General features: G+C 59.0%; 17 protein-coding genes. All 17 read right to left on the bottom strand.

Translation table 11 applies throughout. The annotated features are described in order from the left end of the window. Positions 1–4: 4 nt before the first annotated feature. Complete coding sequence (locus MF4836_RS15355) at positions 5–310, bottom strand: STAS domain-containing protein (RefSeq protein WP_020299289.1); 306 nt, start codon at positions 308–310, stop codon at positions 5–7. A gap of 86 nt (positions 311–396) precedes the next feature. Continuing rightward, complete coding sequence (gene fliJ / locus MF4836_RS15350) at positions 397–846, bottom strand: flagellar export protein FliJ (protein ID WP_078470984.1); 450 nt, start codon at positions 844–846, stop codon at positions 397–399. A gap of 6 nt (positions 847–852) precedes the next feature. Beyond that, positions 853–2,211 (bottom strand): flagellar protein export ATPase FliI, encoded by a 1,359-nt coding sequence (gene fliI, locus MF4836_RS15345; RefSeq protein ID WP_078470983.1) that lies wholly within the window; start codon positions 2,209–2,211, stop codon positions 853–855. Then, entirely contained in the window at positions 2,201–3,058 is an 858-nt protein-coding gene (gene fliH, locus MF4836_RS15340; protein ID WP_078470982.1) for a flagellar assembly protein FliH, read from the bottom strand. The genes fliI and fliH overlap by 11 nt, the downstream gene beginning before the upstream one ends. A 9-nt stretch (positions 3,059–3,067) precedes the next feature. Beyond that, positions 3,068–4,087 (bottom strand): flagellar motor switch protein FliG, encoded by a 1,020-nt coding sequence (gene fliG, locus MF4836_RS15335; protein WP_020299293.1) that lies wholly within the window; start codon positions 4,085–4,087, stop codon positions 3,068–3,070. Next, entirely contained in the window at positions 4,080–5,867 is a 1,788-nt protein-coding gene (gene fliF / locus MF4836_RS15330; RefSeq protein ID WP_020299294.1) for a flagellar basal-body MS-ring/collar protein FliF, read from the bottom strand. The genes fliG and fliF overlap by 8 nt, the downstream gene beginning before the upstream one ends. Positions 5,868–5,882: 15 nt before the next feature. Continuing rightward, complete coding sequence (gene fliE, locus MF4836_RS15325) at positions 5,883–6,209, bottom strand: flagellar hook-basal body complex protein FliE (RefSeq protein ID WP_020299295.1); 327 nt, start codon at positions 6,207–6,209, stop codon at positions 5,883–5,885. 129 nt (positions 6,210–6,338) lie between these two features. Continuing rightward, the gene (gene fleR / locus MF4836_RS15320; protein ID WP_078470981.1) at positions 6,339–7,748 is read right to left on the bottom strand and encodes a sigma-54-dependent response regulator transcription factor FleR; all 1,410 of its coding nucleotides are present in this window, start codon (positions 7,746–7,748) and stop codon (positions 6,339–6,341) included. A gap of 5 nt (positions 7,749–7,753) precedes the next feature. Next, a complete protein-coding gene (locus MF4836_RS15315) occupies positions 7,754–8,947 on the bottom strand; it encodes a sensor histidine kinase (protein WP_161955746.1) in 1,194 nt (397 codons plus the stop codon). 128 nt (positions 8,948–9,075) lie between these two features. After that, positions 9,076–10,551, bottom strand: coding sequence for a sigma-54 dependent transcriptional regulator (locus tag MF4836_RS15310; protein ID WP_020299298.1), 1,476 nt, complete (start codon positions 10,549–10,551; stop codon positions 9,076–9,078). Between the two features lie 168 nt (positions 10,552–10,719). After that, positions 10,720–11,016, bottom strand: coding sequence for a hypothetical protein (locus MF4836_RS15305; protein WP_020299299.1), 297 nt, complete (start codon positions 11,014–11,016; stop codon positions 10,720–10,722). A 10-nt stretch (positions 11,017–11,026) separates the two neighbouring features. Beyond that, the gene (fliS, locus tag MF4836_RS15300) at positions 11,027–11,422 is read right to left on the bottom strand and encodes a flagellar export chaperone FliS (protein WP_078470979.1); all 396 of its coding nucleotides are present in this window, start codon (positions 11,420–11,422) and stop codon (positions 11,027–11,029) included. Between the two features lie 129 nt (positions 11,423–11,551). Then, positions 11,552–12,997 (bottom strand): flagellar filament capping protein FliD, encoded by a 1,446-nt coding sequence (gene fliD, locus MF4836_RS15295; protein ID WP_078470978.1) that lies wholly within the window; start codon positions 12,995–12,997, stop codon positions 11,552–11,554. 83 nt (positions 12,998–13,080) lie between these two features. After that, positions 13,081–13,446 carry a flagellar protein FlaG gene (locus MF4836_RS15290; protein ID WP_078471272.1) on the bottom strand — a complete coding sequence of 122 codons (366 nt, stop codon included), beginning with the start codon at positions 13,444–13,446 and terminating at the stop codon, positions 13,081–13,083. Positions 13,447–13,519: 73 nt separating this feature from the next. Further along, positions 13,520–14,368 (bottom strand): flagellin domain-containing protein, encoded by an 849-nt coding sequence (locus MF4836_RS15285; protein ID WP_078470977.1) that lies wholly within the window; start codon positions 14,366–14,368, stop codon positions 13,520–13,522. A gap of 274 nt (positions 14,369–14,642) precedes the next feature. After that, positions 14,643–15,569, bottom strand: coding sequence for a ketoacyl-ACP synthase III (locus MF4836_RS15280; RefSeq protein ID WP_078470976.1), 927 nt, complete (start codon positions 15,567–15,569; stop codon positions 14,643–14,645). Between the two features lie 286 nt (positions 15,570–15,855). After that, a complete protein-coding gene (locus MF4836_RS15275) occupies positions 15,856–16,800 on the bottom strand; it encodes a class I SAM-dependent methyltransferase (RefSeq protein WP_078470975.1) in 945 nt (314 codons plus the stop codon). Positions 16,801–16,807 lie beyond the last annotated feature (7 nt).

Here is a 16,807-nt window from a genome sequence, read left to right as displayed (position 1 = left end):
TCGATCAACTGATATCGAAGAGTTTGTCGAAGTTGGAAATTGCCAGGATCTTGCGTACATCCGAATTGCTGTTGATCACCCGTACGTCGGAATCGTCGCCCCCGGCGTGATCGCGCAGTAGCAACAACATGCCCAGGGCCGAGCTGTCGAGGTAGGTGGCGTCCTTGAGGTCGACCACGATGGAGTCGGGCTTCTGATTCAGGCGCTCATAGGACTCGCGAAACTCCTGATGCCGACCGAAATCGAACCGGCCCTTGATCGAGATCGTAAGCGTTTGCCCATCCGGGGACACTTCAGTAACGACTGACATAAGACTGCTTCCTTGTCATTGGCAACGTGCAGAAGGTTTAGCACCCCCACGGCACATGGACAACCCGCAGTAGCAAAATGCGCGGATCAGTACTGATCTTGACGGGGCAGGCGCTGGGAAAGTTCATCGAGCAGCTTCTGCTCACGCTTGTCTTCCAACTGCCTGGCCTCATCGACATAGCGCTGCACCAGCTTGCGCAGCCCTTCGACCCGGGCATAGGCCTGCTGCCAGGTCTCCCGCGCACGATTGAGGTTGGTCTGGTGCCAGACCAGGCTCTGGCGCTGCTGGGCCACGGCTGTTTCCAGCTGGTTGAGGAAGTGCTGGTAGTTCATCAGCCACTGCCCGGACACCCCGTGGCTGCCACGGTCGATCCATTGCTGCTGATATTCGCCACGGAAGCGCTCAAGGTCGCCGAGCTTGCTTTCCGCCAGGCGCACCTGGCCCTGGAAGTGCCCCAGGCGCTGGGCGGCGGTGCGTTCGGCGCTTTGAGCCATGTCGACCACCGGCGCCAGGCGCGCGGCGCGGCTGTTAGCCATGGCCTATCAACCCCCGGGCGCGGGAGCGAAGACCATCTCCAGATGGGCCTCGCTTTCGCCCAGGCTGATGCTGTCGTTCAGGCCCTGGCGCAGGTACACCACCATCGATGGCTGCAAGGCGATCGCGGTATCAGTTTCCCGATCGCCGCCCGGCACATAGGCGCCGACGCTGATCAGGTCGCGCGCCTGCTGGTAGCGCGACCACAACTGCTTGAAGTACTGGGCCCGATTCATGTGCTCGGGGGTCACCACCGCCGGCATGACCCGGCTGATGGAGGCCTCGATATCGATTGCCGGGTAATGACCTTCTTCGGCCAGGCGCCGCGACAGCACGATATGGCCGTCGAGCACGCCCCGCGCCGCGTCGGCGATCGGGTCCTGCTGGTCATCGCCTTCGGACAGCACGGTATAGAACGCGGTGATCGAACCGCCCCCGGCCTCGGCATTACCAGCACGCTCCACCAACTTCGGCAGCTTGGCGAACACCGAAGGCGGATAACCCTTGGTCGCCGGCGGCTCGCCGATGGCCAGGGCGATTTCCCGCTGGGCCTGGGCGAAACGGGTCAGGGAGTCCATCAGCAACAGGACATTCTTGCCCTTGTCGCGAAAATATTCAGCGATCCGCGTGCAGTACATGGCGGCACGCAGGCGCATCAGCGGCGCATCGTCGGCGGGCGAAGCCACTACCACCGAACGCTTGAGTCCTTCTTCACCGAGGATGTGCTCGATGAACTCCTTGACCTCACGACCCCGCTCGCCGATCAAACCGACCACGATAATGTCGGCCTCGGTGAAGCGGGTCATCATGCCCAGCAGCACACTCTTGCCCACGCCGGTACCGGCGAACAGACCCAGGCGCTGGCCGCGGCCGACCGTCAATAAACCGTTGATCGAACGAATGCCAACGTCAAGGGGCTGGCTGATGGGGTCGCGCTTGAGTGGGTTGATGGTCGGGCCATCCATGGGCACCCAGTCTTCGGCCTTCATCCCGCCCTTGCCATCCAGGGCGCGACCGGCACCGTCAAGCACCCGCCCGAGCATGCTCATGCCCATCGGCAGGCGCCCGGTATCCGCCAGGGGCACCACGCGGGCTCCCGGGGCGATGCCAGCGCCGCTGCCCACCGGCATCAGGAACACCTTCGCGCCGGAGAAGCCCATGACCTCGGCCTCGACCTGCACCGGGTGGTAGCTGTCGTCGTTGATCACCAGGCAGCGGGTGCCCATGGCGGCGCGCAGGCCCTCGGCTTCGAGGGTCAGGCCCACCATGCGCAACAGGCGCCCTTCGAGAATGGGTTGGCCAGGCAATTCGCTGGCCTCGGCATAACTGCCGAGGCGCTTGCCGAAGCTGGTGCGCTCAAGGCGCATTGGCAGGCTCCGAATCCGGCTCCGAGCCTGGCTCCGACGGCGCCTCTGGCGGGCCCTCGGTGGCCGGCTCGGCCTCAGGGACCGGCGTTGCGGCCGCCCCCAGCTCAAGGCTCAGGTCGGCCGGCGCCGGATGCAGGACCTGCTCGTGCAACTGGTCATCGAGCTGGTCCATGATTTTGGAAATACGCGTCTCAATGGTCGCATCGATCCGGCTGTGCTCAGTCTCGACCCGGCACCCGCCCGGCAACATGGCTTCGTCCTCGACGATGCGCCAGGTTTCCTCATGGCGCTCGCGCAGGCTTTTGACCTGCTCGAAATCCTGCGGGTTGATATACAGGCGCACATTGCCCACACCCAGGGGCAGCAGCTTGAGGGCTTCGCGCATGACGTGTTCGATCTGCGTCGAGTCCATCGCCAGCTCACGCTGGATCACTTGCCGGGCGACATGCTTGACCAGGCCCACCAGGGACTTCTCGATCTGCGCGTCCTGCTCGGCGATAGGCTCGAACAGGTTGCTCATCAGCAGCTCAAGGCTTTGCAGCTTGGCGCCCAGGACCGCGTCGGCTTCCTGGCGGACTTTCAGCGTGGTGCTGTGAAAGCCTTCTTTTTCGCCGGTGGCAAAACCTTCGTTGTAGGCTTCCTGACGAATGCTCTCGAGCTCTTCCAGGGTCAGTGGCTGGACTTCATCCAGCGGCACTTCTTCCATCTGCGCCGGCAGTTCTTCTTCCGGCTCAGGCTCGGGCTCAGGTTGATGCGGGTCGAAGCTGGGCAGCGACCAGACGTCGAAACCTCCGACGTCCCGGGCGCGAATCAGGTCGCTGGGGGATTCATCACTGCTGGACGACATAAAGCGACCTTAGATCATTTCTTCGCCGCCCTTCCCGCCGAGAACGATTTCTCCGGCTTCGGCCATACGGCGGGCAATGGTGAGGATTTCCTTCTGCGCGGTTTCCACATCGCTGACGCGCACCGGGCCCTTGGCCTCGAGGTCGTCGCGCAACAGTTCGGCAGCCCGCTTGGACATGTTCTTGAAGATCTTTTCCTTGACGCCTTCGTCCGACCCCTTGAGGGCCAGCACCAGCACATCGGAAGACACTTCGCGCAACAGCGCCTGGATTCCACGGTCGTCGACATCGGACAGGTTGTTGAAGACGAACATGAGGTCTTCGATCTGACCGGACAGGTCTTCGTCGACTTCGCGAATCGAATCCATCAACTGACCTTCGATCGAGCTGTCGAGGAAGTTCATGATGTCGGCCGCGCGCTTGATGCCACCCAGGGTGGTGCGCGAGGCATTGGAGTTGCCGGAGAACTGCTTCTCGAGAATCTGGTTCAGCTCTTTCAGGGCGGCAGGCTGCACGGTATTGAGCGAGGAAACCCGCAAAATGATGTCCAGGCGCGCCTTATGGTCGAAATTGCCCAGCACTTCACCGGCCTGGTCGGGGTCGAGGTACGCCACGACGATGGCCTGGATCTGCGGGTGCTCGTAACGGATCACGTCCGCCACGGCGCGCGGCTCCATCCACTTCAGACTGTCCAGGCCGCTGGTGTTGCCGCCCAGGAGGATGCGGTCGATCAGGCCGTTGGCCTTGTCTTCGCCCAGTGCCTGGGTGAGCATTTTGCGCACGTAGTCATCGGAACCGACGCCAAGGCTGGTCTGATCGCCGACGATGTCGACAAACTCGCTCATCACCTGTTCGACCTGCTCACGGTGCACGTTGCCCATCTGGGCCATGGCCACACCCACCCGCTGGACCTCCTTGGGCCCCATATGGCGCAGCACTTGCGCAGCATCGGTGGACCCCAGGGACAGCAGCAGAATCGCGGCTTTGTCGACCCGGGTCAGTTTGGCGGTAGCGACTCGGTTATCACTCATCTGCGTTAATCCACTCTTTCACGACCTGAGCCACACGACCCGGGTCTTCAGCCACCAGACTCTTGATCGCGTTCAATTGAGCGTCATAGCCTTCGCTCGGGCTAGGCAGCAGGATGCTTTGCGGACCACCGAGGCTGACACGGTCGTTGGCCAACTCGCCATCCAGACCGCCCATGCCACCCAGCTCGACATCACTGCCCAGGCCTGCCAATTGCTTGCCTTTGCCGCCGCCGGTGATGTTGTTGAGCACCGGACGCAGGACACCGAACACCAACAACAGGATGAAGAGTACGCCCAACACCTGTTTGACAATGTCCCAGAACCACGGCTGCGAATAGAACGGAATATCGGCAATCACTTCAGCGCGTTCAGCCGAGAACGGCACGTTGATCACGCTGACACTGTCACCACGACTGGCATCGAAGCCCACCGCGTCCTGCACCAGCCGCGTGAAACGCGCCAATTCATCGGCGCTCCACGGCGCACGGCTGGTTTCGCCGTTGGCAGCGTTGACCTTGACCTGATCGTCGACCACGACGGCGACCGACAGGCGATTGAGGCGACCCTGCTGCTGCTTGGTGTGGCTGATGGAACGGTCGAGCTCGAAATTCTTGGTCGATTGTTGACGCTTGTCGGCCGGGTACGGTGCCAGCATCGGCTGGCCGGTGGCCGGATCCATGATCTGTTGACCGTTGGCATCGAGCAGTGGCTGGCCTGGCTGCACCATGCCGGCCGAAGCGGTGGCGCCGCCGGTGGTTTGCGGCGCTGAAGCGGGCGCCGGCGGCTGGTTGCTCAAGGCACCCGGCACACCTTGCGGGCCATTGCTGGCGGTACGTTGTTCGTTGACCGACTGCTCGCTGCGCAACGCAGGCTGGTCAGGGTTGAACTGCTCGGAAGTCGATTCGACCGCACTGAAGTCCACGTCGGCAGACACTTCAGCCTTGTAGCGATCGTTACCCAGCACCGGTTGCAGGATGTTGTGCACCCGCTGCGTCAGCATGCTTTCCATGCGGCGGCTGTAATCGAATTGCTTGCCGGCCATGGTCAGTTCGGAGTTTTCCGCGAGATCGGAGAGCAGATTGCCCTTCTGGTCGACCACGGTGATCTGCGACTTGCTCAGCTCGGGAACACTGGTGGCCACCAGGTTGATGATCGCCAGCACCTGGCCGGGCTCCAGGGAGCGCCCGGAATACAGCTCGACCAATACCGAGGCGCTGGGCTTGCGCTCGTCGCGCACAAACACCGAACTTTTCGGAATCGCCAGGTGCACGCGGGCGCCCTTGACGTTGTTCAGGCTGGAAATGGTCCGCGCCAGTTCGCCTTCCAGGCCGCGACGATAACGGGTCGCTTCCATGAACTGGCTGGTACCCAGGCCCTGTTCCTTGTCGAGGATTTCAAAGCCGATATTGCCGTCACCCGGAGCCACGCCGGCAGCGGCCAGCTTCAGGCGCGCACGGGACAGGTCTTCGGACTTGACCAGCAGAGCCCCGGAGTTGGGCTCGACGGTGTAGGGAATGTCAGCGGAGGCCAGGGTGTCCATCACCTGCTTGGCATCCATGCCGGCAAGGCTGCCGTACAACGGACGGTAATCGGGCTGCTGAGACCACAGCACCACGGCAAAACCAATCGCCACGCTCGCCGCCAGACCGACCAGAAGGCCTACCTGACGCAGCATGGTCATCTCGGAGAGGTTTTCCAGGAAGGACAGCCCGAACAGCGGCGGTTTGCCGTCTATCGGGGTGGCCTTGGCCGGTACGTTATCGGCGACTGCTTCTGCCATGACTCAATCTCGTCCTTAAACCGGCATCTGCATGATGTCTTGGTACGCCTGAACCAGCTTGTTGCGCACCTGGGTCAACGCCTGGAACGACACACTGGCTTTCTGTGAGGAAATCATCACATCCGTCAGATCCACGCCGCTTTTGCCAATCTCGAAGGCGCTGGCCAACTGGTTGGAAGCCTGCTGGGTATCGCTGACCTTGTTCACTGCCTGCCCGAGCATGTCGGAGAAGCTGCTGCCGCTGATTTGTGGCACGGCGGCCGATTTGGGCTGAGACATGGCGTCCATTTGCATGGCCCGCATATCCAACATCAATCGATTAAATTCAATACCCTGGCTCATGCTCTACTCTCTCTGACGACCCGCAATTTTTTGACACTCACTCAGCGGTTAGTGAGGTGTTAGCAACAAGGGTGCCAGCTCCATGGCCACGCCGAACAAAAGCCCATCCCGGGCCTAGTGCGAAACGATTCATGTTGCAAACAGATAGGCCTCGACATCCATTCCCGCATCACGCATCTGCGCCAACTTGTAGCGCAGCGTGCGCGGGCTGATGCCCAGGCGCTCGGCCGCCTCTTTGCGGCGCCCACGCTCGGAGCGCAAGGTATCGATGATCATCTGGAACTCGCGCCGCCGCAGGTCATCCCCCAGCGCACCCGCCGATTCACCCACTCCCGCCTCGACCTCTTTCACCTGCGCCCGCTCCGCAACCGGGGTCCGGGGCGCCAGTGACGGCAGCGGAGCGCAGGCCACAGGGCCGGCAAGGCAGAAGTCCTGGGGTTGAATCAGGCCGCCCTGCTGCAGGATCAGCGCACGCTGAATGGCGTTGTCCAACTCACGCACGTTGCCCGGCCACGGGTAGCCGATCAGGCAGGCCTGGGCCTCGGGCGACAGCCGCGCCGCGGCGTGTTTCATTTTATTGACGTGCTTGGCCAGCAGACGCTCGGCCAGTGGCAGGATATCGGCGGTGCGCTCGCGCAGTGGGCGCCAGGCCAGAGGAAAGACCGACAACCGGTAGTACAGGTCCTCACGGAAACGCCCGGCAGCCACTTCAGCGGCCAGATCCCGGTTGGTGGTGGCCACCACGCGGATATCCAGGGTGATGGGCTTGCGCGCCCCGACCCGCTCCACTTCCCGCTCCTGCAGCACACGCAGTAACTTGGCTTGCAGGCCCAGGGGCATTTCGGAAATCTCATCGAGCAGAATCGTGCCGCCATCGGCCTGCTCGAACTTGCCGGCCTGAGCCGAGATGGCGCCGGTAAACGAGCCCTTCTCGTGACCGAATAAAGTTGCTTCGAGCATGTTGTCGGGAATCGCCGCACAGTTGATGGCGATAAACGGCTGGCTGGCACGGCCGGAATGCTGGTGGATGTAACGCGCCAGCACCTCCTTGCCCGTGCCCGACTCGCCGGAAATCAACACCGTGGAGTCACTTCTGGCGACCCGCGCCGCCAATTCCAGCAACTGCGCACTGGCCGGCTCGAACGCCACTGGCCCCTCACCTTCCGCAGCGCCCAGACAACCCAGGGCATGACGCGCCACCAGGTCGAGCAGAGCCTTGGGCTCGAAGGGCTTGACCAGGTAATCGGCGGCGCCTTGACGCATGGCATCCACCGCGCGCTCGACGGCGCCGTGGGCGGTCATCAACAACACCGGCAATTGCGGTTGGCGCGAGCGCAACACATTGAGCAACTGATGACCGTCCATACCCGGCATGTTGACGTCACTGACCACCAGGTTGAACGATTCGCTGGCCACCGCGTCCAGAGCGTCTTCGGCACTGCCGACCGCCTTGTAGTCATGACCCGCCAGGAGCAGCGTGTCCGCCAGGGCCTCGCGCAGGGCACGATCGTCTTCAACCAGTAACACCTTGATCGCCATTACTTTCACTCCGTTGCGTGAGCGCTGGAGAACAACGGCAAGGTCACCAGCGCACAGGTTCCACGCCCCGAACGCGAGCGCAGCTGCAATTCTCCCTGATGGGCACGGGCCACCGCCTTGACCACCGTCAGGCCAAGGCCGGTTCCATTGGCCTTGGTGGTAAAAAACGGCTCGCCAAGGCGCGCCAGCACCGCGTCTTCGATACCACTGCCACTGTCACTGACGCACAGGCGCAAGGTGTTATCGCGGGTGTAGAGGTGCACCTTGAGCCGTGCCTGGCCGGCACTGGCCTGGATCGCATTTTCAATCAGATTGAGTACTGCGCCGACCAGGGTGTCGCGATTGCACAGCAACTCGCCGGCATAGCTGTCGCACTGCCAACGGACTGGCACGTCCTGGACCTGGGTCGAGGCGGCCGCCTGCAGCGACTGCAACAAGGATTTGGGGGTGATGCGATCGGTCAGCGGCAGCTCGCCACGGGCGAACACCAACATGTCGCGCACCTGATGCTCCAACTCGTGCAAACGCTCCTTCAGGCGCCCGGCGAAACGCTGCTGGGTTGCCAGCGGCAACTCCTGCTCAGTCAAATGACTGGCGTACAGCAAAGCCGCCGATAACGGCGTACGAATCTGGTGAGCCAGGGAGGCAACCATGCGCCCCAGGGAGGACAGGCGCTCATGGCGCGCCAACTGGTCTTGCAGGTGACGGGTTTCAGTCAGGTCGTTGAGCAGCACCAACTGCCCCGGCTCGGCATCCAGCGAGCGCGTTGCAATCGACAGGCGGCGCCCGTCCTTGAGGGAGATTTCATGACCATCGTCTTCACGAGGCGCAAAGCAGCGGGCAATGACCTGGCGCCACAGTTGCCCTTCGAGCGGCAGACCGAGCAATTCGCAGGCCGCCGGGTTGGCCTCACGGACCATGCCCTGGCCGTCGATGACGATGACGCCACCCGGCAACAGATCAAGGAGGTTTTGCAGGCGATTGGCCAGGCGTTCTTTTTCCGCCAATTCCTGCATGCGCTGTGCGCTGACCACCGCCAACTCACCCTTGAGCTCGGTGACCCGCGCTTCAAGCATGCTGTAGGAGTCGGTAAGTTGGCTCGACATCTGGTTGAACAAGGCAAACGCCTGCTCAAGGCCAAGCCGGCTTGCCTGCTCTACGGACGACGATTGCCCCGAAGCGTCAGGGACAGGAGACATCTGGGCGGCTTGGGGCATCGTGCTCTCTCGCTTGGCTGACCGTCAGTTAAACGGAACGTTGCAAGAGACTTAGCAATACCCGTGCCTAAAAAAAACCACAGCCATTTCAACGAGTTGAAAAACAGGCGTCAATCATCCGCCTGTTCATCACCCTCACGACGACTCATGCCGTACTTGCGCATCTTCTCCACCAGGGTGGTGCGACGAATACGCAAGCGCTCCGCTGCACGCGCAACAATGCCATTGGCATCGTCCAGCGCCTGCTGAATCAAGCCCTGCTCAAGGCTACCCAGGTAGTCCTTCAGATCCAGGCCTTCAGGCGGCAACATGGCGGTGGACGCGAAGTCCGGCGCATGGCCATTGATCGCCACGCGCTCTTCCAGGTCACTGCGCAGGCTGTCGACCAGTTGTTCGTCTTCGTCATCGACATAGCGGAATTTCTTCGGCAACTCGACCACGCCGATAACCCCATAGGGATGCATGATCGCCATGCGCTCCACCAGGTTGGCCAGCTCGCGGACGTTGCCCGGCCAGCCATGGCGGCACAGCGACATGATGGCGGCGGAGTTGAAGCGGATCGACCCGCGCTTCTCGTGCTCCATGCGCGAGATGAGCTCGTTCATCAGCAACGGGATGTCCTCGACGCGCTCGCGCAGCGGGGCCATCTCGATCGGGAATACGTTCAGGCGGTAGTACAGGTCTTCGCGGAAGCTGCCGACCTCGATCATGCTTTCAAGGTTCTTGTGGGTCGCCGCAATGATCCGCACGTCGACGCTCTGGGTCTTGTTGCTGCCCACACGCTCAAAGGTACGTTCCTGCAGGACCCGCAGCAGCTTGACCTGCATCGGCAGAGGCATATCGCCGATTTCGTCGAGGAACAGGGTGCCACCGTTAGCCAACTCGAAACGGCCAGCCCGGCTGGTGATTGCCCCGGTAAAGGCGCCCTTCTCATGGCCGAACAATTCGCTTTCAAGCAGTTCCGCAGGAATCGCCCCACAGTTGACCGGCACAAATGGCGCGTCGCGGCGCTTGGAATGATAGTGCAGGTTGCGCGCCACCACTTCCTTGCCCGTGCCGGACTCGCCAAGGATCAGCACACTAGCGTCGGTATCGGCCACCTGCTGCATCATCTGCCGCACATGCTGGATCGCGCGACTGGTGCCCACCAGGCTGCGGAACAGGTTCGGCTCGCGATGACGACCGCGCTCGCGGGCCTGATCGTACATTTCACGATAGACCTGGGCACGGTGCAGGGAGTCGAGCAGTTTGCTGTAGCTGGGGGGCATTTCCAGGGTCGAAAGCACTCGCCGACGCTGGTCTTCGGGCAGGTCAATGGAAGAATTATCGCCCATTAACAAAACTGGAAGGAACTCATCCCAGGTTGAGAGTGTCTTTAACAAGCCCAAAAGCGCGCCAGGAGCACTCACCGTCCCGATCAGTACGCAAATGACTTCACGACTTGATGACAAAGAGCCGACCGCCTGCTGCCAGTCATGGCTGCCGCAGGGTAAATTTTCTTCGCCGAGAAAATTTAAAATTACCGCCAGGTCGCGGCGGCGGACGCTATCGTCATCGATCAGCAGAATTTTGGTTTCACGCCACATGCAATAGCAACTTCCCTAGTCAACTCAATGCCCAGAATGAGGGGCAAGCTAGACGCTTGTAGGCATTATCTGCCTTATAGACGTCTGAAATCTGAAAACAGCACTAGTTAAGTCAAAAAAGCGTGCACAGTCAAATTTATGGCGCGCCAGGTTCGGATTAACTCAACATTAACCGAACAGATGGTAAACCTTTGCCGCGCTCTGTGCTTGATGGATCTGCGACATCTCGTCGACAATCGCCTGACGCTCACCACTCGCCGCCTCCAGTAATTGCTTGTAGACCCCAAGCAACTCCTCAAGATTATTGCGCAACGCCGCCTCGTCCACTGAAGCCTCACTCAATACGTCTTCCATGCAGGAACGGCACGCCAGGTCCAACTCACCAATGGCTTCCCAATTACGCTCGGCCAGGGCTCCGACCAGGGCATCACGGGTGTGTTCGATTCGCTGCAATACAAGACTCATGGCGATCTCCTTAAAACTGTGGACCAGGCTCGGCGATGGCATCCCAGCCATCTTTGACCGTGCGGAGCAAACCTGCGACCTCATCGAGAATCCGGGGATCGCTTTTCACGTTGGCTTCTGCCAGACGCTTCATCATATAGGTGTAGAGGCTATCCAGCTCGCCCAGGGTGTCGAGTGAGTTCTCCAGATCCAGCCCCTCGCGCAAGCCACCGACAATGCCGATGGCCTTGCCGATCAGAATGCCTTTGTTGGGAATGTCCTTGCGTTCCAGGGCGCCTTTGGCCTGAGCGATACGGTCCAGGCCGCCCTGCATGAGCATCTGTACCAGACGGTGCGGGCTGGCTTCGGAGGTCTGCGCCTGGGCACCAATTTTCTGATATTGGCGAAGGGCTAACATTGGATTCATGCTCTACCTCATGCAAATTCTATGGTTCGTATAACCAGTGTATCGACAACGCGTCAAAAATCTTTAGACCTGAAACACAAAAGCCCGGAACACCAAAAGGCGCCGCCGGGCTTTTGGCACTAGCGGCTATCAGCTTTTCTGCTGGGCGTTCATCGCTTCAAACATCGAGGTGATGTTGCTCGCAGTGGCTTTGAGCTTGCCGACCAGAGTATCCATGTCGTTGTACTTTTTGGTCAGTACGGCCGTGAGGTTTTCAATACGACGGTCCAAGGCCAATTGATCGTTGGCAAGCTTGGTCTTGGTCTTGGTCAGCGCATCACTACGGGCGGTGAGAATACCGTCAGTCGCAGTGTAAGGCTTGATTGCATCAGTCATCCGCGCCATCAGGCCATTCTCGCCGGAGAACAAATTCTGAACCTCGCCGCCGAGCTTCTTGTCGTTCATCGCCGCGTCGAACTTGGTGGTGTTGAAGGTCAATGCACCTGTTTTCTGGTCGGTATTGATGCCCAACTGAGAAAGTACGGTCAACTTGTCGCCGTTACCCGCTTCAGCCAATGGGCCACGAATGGCCGCAAGGATGGAGCGCGGCATGGCATCGCCAGTTAACGCCGCGGCAATGGTCGGATTGCCATCGTCATCCAGAGAAGGCTTAGTAAGCGAGGTAATGGCGTTGACCACGGCATTGTAAGCATCGACGAACTTCTGCACCGAGGTTTTCAAGCCATCGTTGTTCGGACTGACCACAACCCGCGACTCACCCACCGCAAACAGAGTCATCGACAAACCAGAGACGGTGTTATCGAGCTTATTGCTTGCACTGATAATCGGCATGCCATCGATACTGAACTTCGCATCCCTGGCCAACGCTCCGACAGCACCCGAGGAAGTCGCTGAAGCCTCAGTCGTATCGGTGGGGCCACCGGTTCCAGCCATCACTTTCGTGCCATCGACTTTCAGTTCATCAATCCCGCTGAGAGAAATATCAGAACCAGCACCGGTATTCGACGAACTTACAACCAGGCGCGAACCGAAACTGTCGGTCACGATGTTGGCACTCAGACCACTGAACTGATACTTGTCGTTTATCGACTTGGCAACCGACTCCAGAGTCGCGCCGTCAGGCACTTCCAGGTTATAGGTCTTGGCGGTGTTGGCACTGGAGGCCCCCGTGGTAATCACCATGGTACCGGCGGTGATCGCACTCTTTGGACCGTCCTTGAATGCCGCCGAGGCAATCTTCGAGCCAGAGGCAATCTGATCGACCTTGATGTTGTAAACACCATTGATCGCCGAGTTATTGGCTGTTGCAGAAAGGACTTTAGCGTCGGAAGGGGTCGCACTAAACGCAGTGAACTGAGGCTCAGTGGTGTTACCCAACGCCGTCAAGGTCGTCTGGAATGTCGCCATCAGCGACTTGAGAGTACCAATACCGGAGATGGACGCAGTATTGGTGGTGGTGCCACGGTCAATCTGCCCTTGCTTGGCCGCCTTGTCAGCGTTGACCAGAGCCTTGACGATTGCACCGGTGTCCAGACCAGAGCCTAAACCCGTGCCTGGTAGAATTGGACTTGCCATGAGGAACTCCCTTTTAGTGTCTCGCCGGTCTTTTGACCACTACAACGCCCAAAAGAACATAGCAACAAAATTTGTGCCAGCTGTCAGACTCGAGCGCTGAACAGCAGACTGCTTGCGTCATTCAAGCTATTGGCCAATTTCAGAACCTCTTCGTTGGGGATCTGACGGATCACCTCACCGGAGTCACTGGCTATGACTTTGACGACGACTTTGCCTGAGGGTTCATCAATCGAGAACTCCAGGTTTCGCTTGACCGACTGCACAAACTTTTCAATTTCCTGAACGGCCATTTTAAGTTTGTCTCGCTCGCTGGTCGTATCTTTTGCTTCATCCTTGACCGTTGCCGCAACCGCAGCAGCGGCTTGAGGCTTCTCCGCCACAGGCTCAGCAACAGGCGTTGCAGGCTTCGCAGCAGGATAAGACAAGTTCAGCTTGACGCTCATATCCATGTCCATCACCTCTTTAACTAAAAAAGCGAGAGAGTGCGACTAGCGCACTCCCCCGCCTAAAACGCATCAGCTATTACTGAAGCAGTTTCAGTACAGCGGATGGCAGTTGGTTGGCTTGAGCCAAAACTGCGGTGGAAGCTTGTTGCAGGGTTTGCTGCTTAGTCAACTGCGCAGTTTCAGCAGCGAAGTCGGTATCTTGTACGCGACCCAATGCAGCACTGGCGTTTTCGTTGATGTTCTGCAAGTTGGAGATGGTGCTGGTCAGACGGTTTTGTGCAGCACCCAGGTCAGCACGGGAGGCGTTGATGGTGCCCAGAGCCGCGTCGATGTTGGTGATGGCTTTGGTGAAGTTGGCTTCGATGTCTGCACTGGTACCGGTGATGGCGATAGTAGCGCTGTCAACCGACAGAGTAGCGGCGTCGAACTTGGCGCTCAGGTCCAGAGTGATCTGGTTGTCAGCACCGGTGTTGGAACCGACCTGGAAGGTCATGGTGCCAGCGTCGCCGTTCAGCAGAGCCTTGCCGTTCAGGTTGGTGGAAGTAGAGATACGAGTCAGCTCAGCACTCATTGCCACGAATTCTTTGTTCAGAGCAACGCGATCGTCGGTGCTGTTGTTGTCGTTTCGCGACTGAACAGCCAGTTCACGCATACGCTGCAGAATGTTGCTTTGCTCTTGCATCGCGCCTTCAGCAGTCTGGGCGATGGAGATACCGTCGTTGGCGTTTTTGATTGCCATGGTCTGACCACGGATCTGCGAAGTCATGCGGGTTGCGATTTGCAGACCAGCGGCGTCGTCTTTAGCGCTGTTGATTTTCAGGCCGGAAGACAGGCGAGTCATCGAAGTCGACAGAGCATCGGAAGCGCGGCCCAGGTTTTTTTGGACGTTCAACGATGTGACGTTGGTGTTTACTGTTAAAGCCATGACGAATTCCTCGTTGGTTGGGTACTGCGGCTTCCGGCCCTGGCAACCGCCGGGTGTGGCCTAGAGAACCTTCGTAATAGTTATCGTCGCTATGGCAGGTTGCTTGAGGGCTTTTTTGAAAAAAATTACTAGCACTCAGCCATCCCCAATAAAACAAGGGTTTAGCAACGTCGTCGCGTTGAAAAATGACGTCAAAAAAGCCTCTGTGAATACTTCAGGCAAAAAAAAGCGCCACCGGCAAGACCGGTAGCGCTATGCAACACCCAATCAGCGATCAGTCGCGATAGATGATAGCTGAACCCCAGGACAAGCCGACGCCGAACCCACTGAGGGCTACGCGCTTCCAGTTTGAGGTCAATACGTGCTTTTCAAGCAGAAGAGGGATGCTGGATGAAACGGTGTTACCGGTCTCCACCATGTCCTTGATGAACTTCTCGGGCTCGCCTTCAAACCGACGGGCGACGGCGTCGACTATCGCCGCACTGCCTTGGTGAATACAGAAGGCATCGATATCGCTGGTTGTCAGCGACGACTCATCCAGCAGCTCGTGCAAGTGCGCGGGCACCTTCAACAAGGCGAAGTTGAACACCTGGCGCCCATTCATGAAGAACACACCGTCGGTGACCTTCAGGTGCGGCGCTCCGGAACCATCAGTCCCGAACTTGGCCTTGCCCAACTGCCAAGACGCATCCTCCCCCATCCAGGTGGCGGTGGCGGCATCGCCAAAGAGCATGGTGGTGTTACGGTCTTCTGGATCGACAATTTTCGAATAAGGGTCGGCGGTGATCAGCAGGCCATTCTTCAACCCGGTTGCCTCCATGAAGCCCTTGATCGCATAGATACCGTAGACATAACCGGAGCAGCCCAGGGAAATGTCGAATGCCGCCACGGTAGTCGGCAGGCCGAGCTTGTCCTGAACGATCGCCGCGGTGTGGGGCAAACCTTCCTCATCGCCGTTCTGGGTGACGACAATCACCACGTCGATGGATTCGCGCGTCAGCTGTGGATTGTTGGCGAACAACGCGTTTGCAGCTTCGACACACAGATCGGAGGTTTCTTGACCAGGATCTTTGCGGGGCAGGAAGGCCGAACCGATTTTGCCGAGGATGAATTCTTCATCCTTCTGGAATTTTGCACCTTGTGCGTAATTGTCCACGCCCGCTGCAGGCACGTAGCTCGCAATGCTTTTTATGCCAATCATCATGGCTTCCCAATAATAAACAACTAAACGTTGACCCCTGAAACAAAATCCGGAGCGCTATCAAATAGAGTTGATTTGCCTGGGACAGGCGAAAAACGGGCGTATGCAACGACGCCGCAGAGCCTCCCCACCGCAACACAATACTGTGAAGATGCACTTTATGACCGAAAGGTCACTCTGTCATGGGAAGGTTGCTGTTTTTGCGCAAGATAACGAGCAGACAGGAGCAGAACGAGGAAGAAAGCACGCGATATGCCACAGGGACATATCGCGCTTTACAGCTGAATCACGCCTTGGCGGTGACCATTTCCAGCACTTGCTTGAGCTGGGCATTCAGCGCCTGAGACTCACGCAGTTCACTTTTGAGCTGAGTGATCTGGCGATCCATGTCTTGCAGCAGACCGGCAGCTTGGTCCATTTGATCAGCAGATTGCTGCATCGAGGCTTCGTTTTTCTGGTTCAGCACGCGCATGTAGTTCTGCAGCGACAACTGCTGACCCTGGGCGTGGAAGTAGCTGCGGGCGTTATCCGGCAGTGCCTGCAACTGTCCAAGCAAATCCAGGAAGGTTTGCGGCACTGCTTTGCCCACGCACAATATCCCCAGGCCGTGACCATGGTGGAATTCGAACGAATTGTATTGGCTGGAGATATCAGCCCAGAGCTTCCACACACCAAAGTTGCGATCACGCACCACAGTGTCATGGAACAGGATCACGCCGCGCTCACTCATCTTCGGCAGCCAGGTCTCGAAGTCATGCTTGACAGCTTCGTAGGTGTGCAGGCCGTCGATGTGCAGCAGGTCGATGGAACCGTCGGCGAAATCATTGCGTGCGTCATCAAACTTCATGCGCTTCATTTCAGAGAAATGACCGTACGGCTTGTCATGTACCGACTTCAATCGATCGTAGACTTCCTGACCATAGAATCCGGCGTGCGGGTCGCCCTCCCAGGTGTCCACGGCAAAGGCGCGCATCGGCAACTCGAGGGTTTTCGCTGCCTGGCAGAAAGCCACATATGAGTCGCCATGGTGCGAGCCCAGCTCGACAAAAATATCCGGGCGCAGGGCTTCGACCGCCAGGAAGGCGAACGGGATATGTTCAATCCACGCGCTGCCGCCTGAAAGGTAATCCGGCTTGGCACTGAGCAAAGAAAACGTCAACAGATTGCCTTTCATCGGTATCTCCAAATATTGAGTGAGCGGCATGTGCGCATTATTTATAAGGGCGGCCATTTTTTTG

Origin of the sequence: Pseudomonas sp. MF4836 (assembly GCF_002018875.1) — a bacterium.
Lineage (GTDB): Bacteria > Pseudomonadota > Gammaproteobacteria > Pseudomonadales > Pseudomonadaceae > Aquipseudomonas.
This window is presented reverse-complemented; position numbering and strand designations above follow the sequence as displayed.